General features: G+C 60.6%; 10 protein-coding genes. 1 reads left to right on the top strand and 9 read right to left on the bottom strand.

All coding sequences use genetic code 11. The features are described from left to right. Window positions 1-10 precede the first annotated feature (10 nt). Entirely contained in the window at window positions 11-979 is a 969-nt protein-coding gene (locus ACO6VX_RS16585; RefSeq protein ID WP_052270753.1) for a LysR family transcriptional regulator, read from the top strand. Between the two features lie 34 nt (window positions 980-1,013). Here the strand turns inward: ACO6VX_RS16585 and ACO6VX_RS16580 are convergent, their stop codons facing one another. From ACO6VX_RS16580 to ACO6VX_RS16540, 9 genes are all read right to left on the bottom strand, one after another. Beyond that, window positions 1,014-1,517: a TIGR00645 family protein gene (locus tag ACO6VX_RS16580; protein WP_010253431.1), complete on the bottom strand. Its 504-nt coding sequence runs from the start codon at window positions 1,515-1,517 to the stop codon at window positions 1,014-1,016. A 54-nt stretch (window positions 1,518-1,571) separates the two neighbouring features. Beyond that, a complete protein-coding gene (gene kdpD / locus ACO6VX_RS16575) occupies window positions 1,572-4,247 on the bottom strand; it encodes a two-component system sensor histidine kinase KdpD (RefSeq protein ID WP_422458230.1) in 2,676 nt (891 codons plus the stop codon). 16 nt (window positions 4,248-4,263) lie between these two features. Further along, a complete protein-coding gene (gene kdpC / locus ACO6VX_RS16570; protein ID WP_022623980.1) occupies window positions 4,264-4,830 on the bottom strand; it encodes a potassium-transporting ATPase subunit KdpC in 567 nt (188 codons plus the stop codon). Window positions 4,831-4,840: 10 nt separating this feature from the next. After that, window positions 4,841-6,889 (bottom strand): potassium-transporting ATPase subunit KdpB, encoded by a 2,049-nt coding sequence (gene kdpB, locus ACO6VX_RS16565; RefSeq protein ID WP_010671495.1) that lies wholly within the window; start codon window positions 6,887-6,889, stop codon window positions 4,841-4,843. Next, the gene (gene kdpA, locus ACO6VX_RS16560; RefSeq protein WP_010253440.1) at window positions 6,886-8,574 is read right to left on the bottom strand and encodes a potassium-transporting ATPase subunit KdpA; all 1,689 of its coding nucleotides are present in this window, start codon (window positions 8,572-8,574) and stop codon (window positions 6,886-6,888) included. The genes kdpB and kdpA overlap by 4 nt, the downstream gene beginning before the upstream one ends. Beyond that, entirely contained in the window at window positions 8,574-8,663 is a 90-nt protein-coding gene (gene kdpF, locus ACO6VX_RS16555) for a K(+)-transporting ATPase subunit F (RefSeq protein WP_010253443.1), read from the bottom strand. The genes kdpA and kdpF overlap by 1 nt, the downstream gene beginning before the upstream one ends. Window positions 8,664-8,771: 108 nt before the next feature. Continuing rightward, complete coding sequence (locus ACO6VX_RS16550) at window positions 8,772-9,938, bottom strand: HD-GYP domain-containing protein (protein ID WP_010671493.1); 1,167 nt, start codon at window positions 9,936-9,938, stop codon at window positions 8,772-8,774. Between the two features lie 159 nt (window positions 9,939-10,097). Next, window positions 10,098-11,054 (bottom strand): 2-hydroxyacid dehydrogenase, encoded by a 957-nt coding sequence (locus ACO6VX_RS16545; protein WP_022623978.1) that lies wholly within the window; start codon window positions 11,052-11,054, stop codon window positions 10,098-10,100. After that, window positions 11,035-12,426, bottom strand: a complete 1,392-nt coding sequence (locus ACO6VX_RS16540; RefSeq protein ID WP_033759126.1) for an MFS transporter — start codon at window positions 12,424-12,426, stop codon at window positions 11,035-11,037. Before ACO6VX_RS16540 ends, ACO6VX_RS16545 begins: the two co-directional genes overlap by 20 nt. Window positions 12,427-12,610: the final 184 nt, after the last annotated feature.

Genomic DNA, 12,610 nt, shown 5'->3' with positions numbered 1-12,610 from the left:
CATGGTGCGTATGAACAATCCTAACAGCAGCGATCGCATCGATCTGATGCAGACTTTTATCCGTATTGTGGAGAGCGGCAGCTTATCCGCCGCCGCCGCGCAGCTCGGCACGACACAACCCACCGTCAGCCGCCGACTGCAGAGCCTGGAGCAGCGGCTGGGCCTCAAACTTATCCTGCGCACCACCCATGCGCTGAAGCTTACCGATGATGGCGAGCGCTGCTACGCCCAGGCGCGGCAGCTGCTGGCGACCTGGCATGCGCTGGAAGATGAGCTGACCGGGGCCAGCGATGACCCGGTCGGTACGCTGCGGGTTCGCGCCCCACACGCCTTTGGTCAGGATCAGCTGATCGCCCCGCTGGTGGACTATCTGCACCGCTACCCCCGGCTCAATATTGAGTGGATGCTGAATGACCGCACGCCCGACTTTATGGCAGAGAATGTGGACTGCGCCATTCAGGTCGGTGCGCCAACCGATCCTTCGGTGGTGGCGATACTGCTGGCAGAAGTGCCACGTATTGTGGTGGCCGCCCCGCACCTGCTGGCGCAGCAGCCGCCGATAGAGCGGGTTGAACAGCTGCGCGACCTGCCGTGGCTGGCACTGACCAGTTTTTACCGTAACGAAGTGGTGTTGCAGAAGATTGACGACGGCCAGCCGGTAAACCTGGCGATTACGCCCCGGCTGAGCAGCGACAGTTTATATGCGGTGCGCAAAGCGGCACTGGCTGGGATGGGAGCCGCGATCGTCTCCTCATGGGCAGTGCAGGAAGATCTGGCGGATGGCGGCCTGGTTCAGCTGATGCCTGCGTGGCAGGCACCGCCGCTGCCGGTGTGGCTGACCTATCCCTGGGCGAGTTACTACCCGGCCAGGCTGCAACACTTTTTTGCCATGATCAAAGAGGTGATGCCGCAGCTGGCGGGCACGCGTCCGGCCTCACAGCCAGCGGGTCGTTCAGGGGGAACAGAGCGGAAAGGGTAAAGCAGGCGCCCGCCTCAGCGGGCCGCCAGAGAGGTTACTTCGGTTTTTTATCGCTGCGCGACATCTGATCCAGCCAGCCCATCACAAAGGCGGAGAGCACAAAGGTCAGGTGGATAATCACGTACCACATCAGCTTGTCGTTTTCGACGTTGCGCGCTTCCATAAACACCCGCAGCAGGTGGATCGAGGAGATGGCGACAATGGAGGCAGCGACTTTGTTTTTCAGCGAGCCGGAGTCCATCTTGCCCAGCCAGCTCAGCTTCTCTTTATCTTCGTCGATATCGAGCTTAGAGATGAAATTCTCATAACCCGACAGCATCACCATCACCAGCAGGCCGCCAACCAGCGTCATATCCACCAGCGACAGCAGCAGCAGGATCAGATCGTTTTCCGCAATGCTGAAAATGTTGGGCAGCAGGTGGAAAATTTCCTGGAAAAATTTAATGGTCAGCGCCAGCAATCCCAGCGAAAGTCCAATGTAAACCGGGGCCAGCAACCAGCGCGATGCATACATCAGGTTTTCGGTAAAACGTTCCATACAATCCCACGAATAATCAAACAGGTCCGGGAGTATAACCGATCAACTGTGAAGTTATTTCAGCCCTTCGTCAGAAATTTCAGGGATCGGCGGCAGCGGCAGCGAGAGACGAAATGCCGCGCCACCTTCGGCCCTGTTCTCTGCCCAGATCTGACCGCCGTGGCTCTCGATAATGGTTTTACAGATTGCCAGACCCAGCCCGACGCCCGGCACCGCCGACTCTTTGTCGCCCCGCCAGAATTTATCGAATATCCGGCTTAAATCGTCTTCGGCAATGCCCGGTCCGCTATCCCAGACCGAGATCTCCAGCCGTGACGCCGCACGCCAGGCGCGAATGCCGCGTGGTGCGCTGTTACCGGCATACTTCAGGCTGTTCTCAATCAGGTTGGTGAAGACCCGCTCCAGCAGCGTGCTGTCGCCTTTGATCAGCACGATGTCGTCCGGCAGATCGAGCCGGACCTCATGCCCTTTCAGTGATGGTGCCATGCTGCTCAGCGCTCCGCCGACCACCTCTTCCAGCGCCAGCCACTCCTCACGCAGGTTGAGGCCGCCCGACTGAATGCGCGCCATATCCAGCATGTTGCTCACCAGCCGGATGGTGCTCAGCGTCTGCTCGCGGATCTGACTGGCCTGCGGCACATATTTTGAGTTGTCGCTGGCCAGGTCGAGCATCAGCATTTCCGCCTGACCAAACAGCACGGTCAGTGGGGTGCGCAGGTCGTGGGACAGCGCCGACAGCAGCGCATTGCGCAGCTGTTCACGCTCCGCCGAGAGCCGGGACGCCGCCTCGCTATGCGACAGCGCCATCCGTTCCAGTGCGTTAGCAATCAGCACCGTAAAGGTTTCCACCAGCCGCTGCTGCTCGGGGATCATCAGCTGACGCAGGTTCTGCGGCTCCACCACCAGCAAACCCCGGCAGTGCGCGCCACTTTTCAGCGGCAGGATCTGATAAGGCACCGCCGGTAAGGTATCAGTGCCCGCACCCGCAGGCTGGCCTTTGCTGTAACTCCATTTAGCAATCGCGCGATCCGGCTCGCTGGCCGGTAACGCATCGCCCACCGGTTGCAGTTCGCCCTGTTCATCCGGTAGCAGCAGCAGGCAGCGCGCCTGTAACGTGGCATCCAGCACCCGCTGGCTGGTGGCGGCGATATCCTGCGGCGTTAACGCACTGCCCAGCGATTTCGCCATCTCATAGAGCTGGCGCGCCCGCTGCTCGCGGTAGCGCGCCACCCGCGCCTGATAACGCACGCCTGCCGTGAGATTGCCGACGATTACGCCTACCGCCAGCATCACGCCAAAGGTGACCAGATATTGCAGATCGGAGACCGCCACCGTGCCGGTGGGGGCAACAAAGAAGAGGTCAAAGGCGACGATATTCATCACCGTGGCGATCACCGACGGCCAGCGGCCATAGCGCAGCGCCACGATCACCACCGCCAGCAGATAGATCATCACGCAGTTGGCGGGATCGAAACCGATCAGCACCGACTGCCCGGCGGCGGTTACAAGAATACAGAGCACCAGCGCCATCATTACGCCGCGCAGCTGAATACGCCATTTTTCGCTGGTGACGCGGCCATCCGGCAGCGGATGCGGCGCATCCTTCAGCGGCTCATCCAGCGCCACCACCAGCAGATCGAGATCCGGCCCCAGCTGGCCGAGCCGTTCGGCAAAGCTGTCACGCCGCCAGCGCCGCAGCGGGCGACGACCGGTGACAATTTTGCCCAGATTGTGCGCGCGGGCGTAACCCAGTACCGCTTCGGCTTCATCCGGCTCAGAGAGAGTCGCGGTTTCCGCGCCCAGCTCCTGCGCCAGCTGTAACGTGCGCAGAATCGCCCTTCGCCGCGCTTCCGGCAGCCGGTGCAGCCGGGGCGTTTCGACATAGACCGCATGCCATTCACTCCCAAGCCGTGCCGCCAGTCGGGCGGCGGTGCGCACCAGCTTTTCACTGCCGCTGTCGTCGCCAATGCAGAGCAGAATGGCGTCGCGAGTGTGCCAGACGCGCTCCCGTCCCTGCTGATCGCGCCAGGCGCGCATCTGATCATCCACCCGATCGGCGGTACGACGCAGGGCCAGCTCACGCAGGGCGAACAGGTTACCTTTGCGGAAAAAGTTTTCGATGGCGCGTTCCGCGCGGTCGCCAATATAGACTTTGCCCTCTTTCAGCCGCTGCCGCAGATCGTCGGGCGGCAGATCGACCAGTACCACTTCGTCGGCGCTGTCGAAAAAGGGATCGGGCACGGTTTCGCGCACCTGAATGCCGGTGACGCCGCCCACCACATCGTTGAGGCTCTCAAGATGCTGTACGTTGACGGTGGTCAGTACATCGATGCCCGCTTCCAGCAGCTCCTCAATATCCTGCCAGCGCTTGGGATGGCGCGAGCCCTGCACGTTGGTGTGCGCCAGCTCATCCATCAGGATCACCGCCGGATGGCGAGCCAGCGCGGCATCGAGATCAAACTCCGCATGACGCGAGCGGCCGGTTGCGCGACGCGGCAGCAGAGTTAACCCTGTCAGCAGCTGTGCGGTTTCCGGCCGGTCATGGGTCTCTACCACGCCGATTAAGACATCCAGACCCTGCGCGCGCAGCCGCTGTGCCTCCTGCAGCATGGCATAGGTTTTACCCACGCCCGCACAGGCACCAAAGTAAATTTTCAGCTGCCCGCGATGACTTTCGCGGTTAGCCTGCAGCAGCGCGTCGGGATCGGGACGCTGGGGTTCGTGGTTCATCGCTTCCTTAACACCATTACAGTTCGTTGAGCGCCATATTCAGCTGCAACACATTGAGGGTCGGTGTGCCGAGGAATGGCATCAGCGGACGATGCGTCATCTTATCTATCAGCGCCTCGACCTGCGGCAACGGCAACTGGCGGCTGGCGGCGATACGCGGTGCCTGCCAAAGGGCGGCCTGTGGCGAAATATCCGGGTCCAGCCCGCTGGCTGACGCGGTGACCAGTTCAACCGGGACGGCGGCAGGTGCCTGCGGATTCGCGGCCCGCAGCGCAGCGACGCGATCGGCTACCGCTTTGTCCAGCGCCGGGTTGCTGGCGGCCAGATTGCTGCCCCCTGAGGCCAGCGGATTATAAGGTTTATCACCACTGGCTGAAGGGCGGCCCCAGAAATAGTTGGGCTGGGTAAAGTTCTGGCCAATCAGCGCCGACCCGCGCGCCACGCCATCCTCCTCCAGCAGCGAGCCGCTGGACTGGGACGGAAACAGCCACTGCGCCAGACCGGTGGTGAGCAAAGGATAAACCACGCCGGTAACAAGCGTAAGCAGCAACAACAGTAAAATTGCCGGACGTAACTGACTCATTTTTCTCTCCTCAGGCCATGCCTGAAAACACTAACAGCAGATCGATCGCTTTGATGCCGACAAACGGCACCAGCAGGCCACCCAGACCGTAAATCAGCAGGTTGCGGCGCAGCAGCGCAGCAGCGCTCAGTGGGCGGTAGCTGACGCCTTTCAGGGCCAGCGGGATCAGGAAGACAATCACCAGGGCGTTAAAGATCACCGCCGACAGAATCGCACTGGCTGGCGAGTGAAGATGCATCACGTTAAGCATGTTGAGCTGCGGATAGGTCGCCGCAAACGCCGCCGGAATGATGGCGAAATATTTCGCCACGTCGTTGGCGATACTGAAGGTGGTCAGCGAACCGCGCGTCATCAGCATCTGTTTACCGATATGCACCACTTCAAGCAGCTTGGTCGGGTTCGAGTCGAGATCGACCATGTTGCCCGCCTCTTTCGCCGCCTGGGTACCGGAGTTCATCGCCACCGCCACATCCGCCTGCGCCAGTGCAGGCGCATCATTGGTGCCGTCGCCGGTCATCGCCACTAAACGCCCTTCCGCCTGATACTGGCGGATCAGCGCCAGCTTGGCTTCCGGCGTGGCCTCTGACAGGAAGTCATCCACGCCCGCTTCCGCAGCAATCGCTGCGGCCGTCAGCGGGTTATCGCCGGTGATCATCACCGTTTTGATACCCATTTTGCGCAGTTCGGCAAAGCGCTCTTTGATGCCACCTTTGACGATATCTTTCAGCGCCACCACGCCCAGCACGTTCGCGCCCTCTGACACCACCAGCGGCGTGCCGCCACTGCGTGCCACCTCTTCCACCTGCGCATTGACCTCGGCCGGGAAACGGCCATGGTTCGCTTCGATGTGGCGACGAACCGCATCGACCGCGCCTTTGCGGATCAGTCGATCCTGCACGTTCACGCCGCTCATGCGGGTCTGCGCAGAGAACGGAATAAAGCTGGCACCCATGCTGCTGAGATCGCGCTCACGCAGATTAAATCGCTGTTTTGCCAGCACCACGATGCTGCGCCCTTCCGGCGTCTCATCGGCCAGCGAGGCGAGCTGTGCGGCGTCGGCCAGTTGCTCTTCGCTGACGCCCGGCGCGGGCAGGAACTGGGTCGCCTGACGGTTACCCAGCGTGATGGTGCCGGTTTTGTCCAGCATCAGCACATCCACATCGCCCGCGGCTTCCACCGCACGCCCGCTGGTCGCAATGACGTTAGCACCCAGCATCCGGCTCATCCCCGCCACGCCAATCGCCGACAGTAAGCCGCCGATGGTGGTCGGGATCAGACAGACCAGCAGCGCCACCAGCACCGTGATGCTGACCGGCGTTCCGCCCCATGCCGAGAACGGCCAGAGTGTCACGGTCGCCAGCAGGAACACGATGGTCAGTGACACCAGCAGGATGGTCAGAGCGATCTCATTCGGGGTTTTACGGCGTTTCGCGCCTTCCACCATGGCGATCATCCGGTCAAGGAAGGTTTCGCCCGGGTTGGCGCTACAGGTGATCACCAGCCAGTCAGAGAGAATGCGGGTCCCGCCGGTGACGGAGGCGAAGTCACCGCCCGACTCGCGGATCACCGGTGCGGACTCACCGGTAATGGCGCTCTCATCCACCGAGGCACCGCCTTCCATCACTTCACCGTCGCAGGGGATGATGTCGCCCGCTTCCACCAGCACGGCATCGCCTTTGCGCAGCTCATCGGCACTGACCTGCTGCCACTCGGCGCCATAGCGCGCCGCTGAGAGTTTTTTGGCAAAGCTGGTCTTTTTCACCCCTTTCAGGCTGCTGGCCTGGGCCTTACTGCGCCCTTCTGCCAGCGCCTCCGCCAGGTTGGCGAACAGCACGGTGAACCAGAGCCAGACCGCAATCGCACCGGTAAAGCTGGCGCTGCCGCTGATCCGGCCGGTCAGCATCGCCAGCGCCAGCAGCGAGGTCAGAATACTGCCGAGGTAGACCACAAACATCACCGGGTTACGGAACTGCACCCGGGGATCGAGCTTTTTCACTGCATCCCAGGCCGAGGTACGCAGCAATGCTGCGTCAAATAACGCCTGTTGTTGACGACTCATGAGGATTGTCCCTGAACAAGTTGCAGATGCTCAGCCACCGGGCCCAGCGCCAGAGCAGGAATAAAGGTCAGTGCACCCACCAGCAGCACCGTGCCGATCAGCAGTCCGATAAACAGCGGACCGTGGGTTGGCAGCGTGCCGTTACCCACCGGCTGCACTTTTTTCACCGCCATCGCACCGGCAATTGCCATCACCGGAATGATGATGCCGAAGCGGCCCAGCAGCATGCAGGCAGCCAGTAGCAGGTTCCAGAACGGCGTGTTAGCACTCAGGCCGGCAAAGGCGCTGCCGTTGTTGTTGGCCGCCGAGGAGACGGCGTAGAGCACTTCGCTGAAGCCGTGAATGCCGGGATTGGCCATGGCACTGCGCCCGGCGTCGGTCATCATCGCCAGTGCGGTACCGATCAGCACCAGCGCCGGTGTGACCAGAATCGCCAGCGCGGTCATCTTCATCTCCCAGACATCGATTTTTTTACCGAGGAATTCCGGGGTACGACCGATCATCAGCCCGGCGATAAACACCGCCAGCAGCACAAACAGCAGCATGCCGTAGAGACCGGCACCGACGCCGCCAAACACCACTTCGCCCAGCTGCATCAGCCACATCGGCACCATGCCGCCCAGCGCGGTAAAGGAGTCGTGCATGGCATTCACCGCACCGCAGGAGGCGGCGGTGGTGATGACCGCGAACAGGCTGCTGTTAAGAATGCCAAAGCGCGTCTCTTTACCTTCCATGTTGATGGCGCTGTCAGCACCCAGCTGGAGGAAGTGCGGGTTGCCCTGTAGTTCGGCCCACATGACGACCGATACCGCCGCCACAAACATCAGCGTCATCGCCCACAGCAGCATGTGGCCCTGACGACGGTCACGCACGCTTTCGCCAAACGCGAAGCAGAGCGCCGCCGGGATCAGGAAGATGCTCAGCATCTGCACCAGGTTAGTCAGCACCGTCGGGTTTTCAAACGGATGGGAGGAGTTGGCGTTAAAGAAGCCGCCACCGTTGGTGCCCAGCATTTTGATCGCTTCCTGCGACGCTACCGGTCCCATCGACAGCGTCTGCTGCACGCCTTCCAGCGTGGAGAAACTGTGATAAGGCGCGAAGTTCTGGATGCTGCCCTGGCTGACAAAGAACAGCGCCATCAGCAGGCTGATAGGCAGTAAGACATAGAGCGTGATGCGCGTCAGGTCGCGCCAGGCGTTACCCAAGGTCGCAGAGCTGCGATTAGCGAAGCCACGGATCAATGCAAACGCCACGGCGATACCGGTCGCGGCTGAGAGGAAATTCTGCACCGTCAGGCCCACCATCTGACTGAAATAGCTCAGGGTGCTTTCGCCGCTGTAGGATTGCCAGTTGGTGTTGGTGACGAAGCTCACGGCGGTGTTCAGCGCCAGATGCCAGCTCAGGCCAGGCAGCTGCTGCGGATTCAGCGGCAGCGCGCCCTGCATCAGCAATATTGCCAGCAGCACCACGAAACCCAGCGCATTAAACAGCAGAATCGCCAGCAGGTAGTGCGGCCAGCGCATGTCCGATTGTTGTGCGCCCAGCAGTCGCCACAGCGGCGCTTCCAGGCGGGCAAACACCGGCTTGTCAGCCACTAACGACGCCAGACCCCGTCCGAGCGGCTGCGCCAGCACCATCAGCAGTAGCAGATAGAATGCGATGAGTAAAAAAGCATTGGCCGCCATCAGAAGGCCTCCGCATTTAACAGGGCATAGATCAGATAGCCCAGTAACAACACCACCAGCACAATGCCGGTTATTACGCCCACGCTCACAGGAACCTCCAGAGGATTGGATTTATGGCTTAGCTTGCGCGGAGGCGTATAAAGAAGGGGTTAAAATGCAGCGGGCGGGCGTAAAAATAGTGTAAAAATGGCCAAAAATCAGGCGACTTCCAGCGCCCATATACGATTGAGATCGACGTTACCCCACAGCGTGCTGTCCTCTGCGCCCACAATGCTGTCGGTGCAGAAGCTGTCGCCGAGGTCGAGCTCTTCCGGTTTCACTTCACGCTGGGCGTGCAGTGACCAGAAGACATGCACGCAGGGACGCATCAGCGATTTTTCGCCCGCTTTCACCACCAGCGCCACCCGGCCGGAGGCCAGACGCACCAGCGATCCCACCGGATAGATGCCGATGGTCCGCACGAAGGAGTGCAGCAAGCCAGGGTCGAAATGTCCGCGCCAGCTCAGCATCTGGTGCATCGCCTCGGCGGGTGTCCAGCCGTTGCGATAGGAGCGGGTCGAGGTCACGGCATCATAGACATCGCACACCGCCGCCATGCGGGCGTAGAGCGAAATCGCCTCGCCTTTCAGGCGGTGCGGATAGCCGCTGCCATCATATTTCTCATGATGATGCAGGGTGATATCGAGCAGATCGTCATCGGCGTCGGCTTCTATCAGCATCTGCGCACCGACCACCGGATGCTCACGCATCACCCTGAACTCCTCTTCAGTCAGCTTGCCCGCTTTATTCAGGATCGCCAGCGGCACGGCCGCTTTGCCGACATCATGCAGTAAACCGCCCATGCCCACCCGACGCAGCTCCTGCTCATCCAGTCCAAGTTTTTTACCCAGCGCAATCATCAGCCCGCAGACCGCCATGGAGTGCAGATAGGTGTAGTCATCATGATTTTTCAGTCGCGCCACGCTCAGCATGGCGGAGGGTTCACGCGTGATCGATCCGGCGATTTCATCCACCAGATCCATCATATAATCAAGCTTCAGGCCGTTACCCAGCCGCGCTTCGTTGAACATCGCCAGCACTTTCGGTTTGCCCTGCAAAAAGATCTGCTGTGCCTGATCCAGTTCCTGGAAAAACGGGGTGCGGCCAATGGTTCTCTTCGCGACCGTGGAGGCGATCGGCGCCTGCACCGATCGATCGAGGTCGATCCAGAGCTGGCGGATCCCTTCAGTGCGAAGCATGGCGATTTGTCGGGGATCGGTGATCAGCATCTCATTATGAATGCGCTGGTCTTTTATCCACCAGACCTCCAGCTTGTGGATAAACATCCCTGGGCGCAATTCATCAATGGTAATCAGCTTTATCACGCTATCACTCTTTAATATCAGCGGGTGGTAAGGTGATATCGGCAGCCGGACAAATTTTCTTCAGGCTGTTTTGTGCGAAGGTGAGGGTCTGGTGAGTGGTCAGAGGAGAGGCGTCCTGCCTCGCCCCCGTTTCAGCAGGGGGTTAAGACGCCGCGGTGGTTACACTACCCGGGTCAGCACCGGCTCACCACGGGCAAACGCCAGCATATTCTCAAAGACCAGGTCAGCCATCGCCGCCATGGTTTCGCGGGTACTGCTGGCGATATGCGGCGTGATCACCACATTGTCGCGCTGGCGCAGTGCGTCAGGCACCTGCGGCTCCTGTTCAAACACATCAAGCCCGGCACCGGCGATCTGCCCGGTTTCCAGCGCATCCACCAGCGCCTGCTGATCCACCACGCTGCCGCGCGCAATGTTAATCAGATAGCCCTGCGGTCCCAGCGCCTGCAGCACTTCCGCATTGATAATGTGGCGCGTCGCGGCACCGCCCGGCAGGGTCAGCACCAGGAAATCGGCCTGCTGCGCCAGCGCCACCAGGCTCTCATGACGGGTGTAGGGCACATCGGGGCGTGAACGCGGATTGTAATAGTGAATCGCCATATCAAACGCCTGCGCGCGCCTTGCCACCGCCTGACCGATATTGCCCAGCCCGACGATACCGCACACCTTGCCACCGATTTTGCTGCTCAGCGGAAAGCGGCCCTGCGTCCAGTGACCGGCGCGTGTGAAGCGATCGGCCTCGCTGATGCGGCGCGCCACATCCAGCAGCAGCGCCATCCCCAGATCGGCGACGCAATCATTGAGCACCTCCGGCGTGTTGGTCACCACAATGCCGCGCGACCGGGCGGCTTCCGTATCAATGCTGTCATAACCGACGCCGTTACTGCAGATCGCTTTCAGGTTTGGCAGCGCGGCGATCAGCGCGGCCGGTGCGCCCATCACCGCGTTGCCGCTGGTGACCAGCATGTCGATATCTGCGCCCTGCTCAGCCAGAAAGGCTGCCTCATCTTCCGCCTCCCACAGCCGGAACGCGGTGAACGTCTTTTCAATGTTCTCTATCAGCTGCGGCGGCAGGAATTTCCCTCTGATCAGCACCTTACATTGCTTTAATGCCATCTTCTTTCTCCTGATTGTTATAGGATGCCGGGCGATCGCTCTCTTCACCGACGCGTTCAATCGGTCCCATCACCAGCAGGAACAGCAGCGCCGCTACCACGCAGTGTGCCGCCACAAACGCCAGCCCGATGCTGTAGCTGCCGGTCAGACCGACGATGATGCCGAACAGCAGCGGCGTGGTGAAACCGGCAATATTGCCGATGCCGTTAAAAATGGAGCCGGCCAGGCCCACCGCCTCTTTAGGTGCGGTGTCGCTGATCACCGTCCAGGTGCCTGCACCGGCCGCGATGCCTTTACCGAAAAAGGCGAAGGACATAATGGCGATAATGCCGCCGTTACCGGGAATAATCGCCGCCAGCACCAGGCTGGACGCCATCAGCATGCCGACGATATAGGGCGTTTTACGCGCCCAGGAGACGCTCCAGCCCCGGGCGATTAACTTGTCTGACAGATAGCCGCCGCTGATCCCGCCCAGAAAACCAAACAGCGCCGGAGCCACGGTGGCGAAGCCCGCCTCCATGATGTTCATGCCGCGCGCCTGCACCAGATAGATCGGAAACCAGGTAATAAAGAAGTAGCTGAGCGCGATGATGCAGTACTGACCGAGATAGGCGCACCAGAGCATGCGATTAGTGAGCAGCTTTCTGAACATCGCTTTACTGACCGGTGGCCGCGCTTTCAGCGTCTGCGCCGAGTCGATATCCACCAGCGCACCACCGTCGACGATGTGGCGCAGTTCACTCTCTGACACGCCAGGGTGATTGCGCGGCTCGCGCATCCAGGCAGCCCAGACAAACACCGCCAGCAGGCCGATGCCGCCCAGCACAAAGAACGGCCACTCCCAGCCAAAGCGCGACACCAGCCAGCCTGACAGCGGCGAGAAGATGGCGACGGCAAAATATTGCGCCGAGCTGAACAGCGATGAAGCCCGTCCCCGCTCTGCGCCAGGGAACCACATAATCACCACGCGCGCATTGGCGGGAAAGCTGGGTGCCTCGATCAATCCCAGCATAAAGCGCAGACCAAACATCAGCATCAGCGCGCCGGTCATGCCGCTGGAGAACTCGCCAACGAATCCCATCGCCAGCGTCGAGACTGACCAGAGCGCCAGCGTGACGCCATACACTTTTTTAGCCCCGAAGCGGTCAAGAAACAGCCCGCCGGGGATCTGACCAATAACGTAGGCCCAGCTGAAGGCAGAGAGGATCAATCCCAGCTGGATCGCTGACAGGCCGAACTCCTCTTTGATCGCCGATCCGGAGATCGAGAGGATCGAACGGTCGGCATAAGCCACGACCGACAGAAAGAGGATCAGGCAGAGGATCCAGATGCGCACATGAGACGTCCGGTGAGTCGTTTGGTCTTTAAGCATGAGCTGAATTCCTTAAAAAGCGGCAGGTTGCGCCACGAGGTTTTTTTCAGGAATAACGCTGAGATTTCCCGCTTAAGGAAATATAGATAGGAGGCTAACGATGGATCATTGTGCGGATGTTGAGATCGTCAGGCCCGATTCAACGGTTTTCTGACAACCACCACAAAGGCCAGTGCGATGCTGC

Source organism: Pantoea sp. BJFS-204 (assembly GCF_049310725.1).
Classification (GTDB): Bacteria; Pseudomonadota; Gammaproteobacteria; order Enterobacterales; family Enterobacteriaceae; genus Pantoea; species Pantoea agglomerans.
This window is presented reverse-complemented; position numbering and strand designations above follow the sequence as displayed.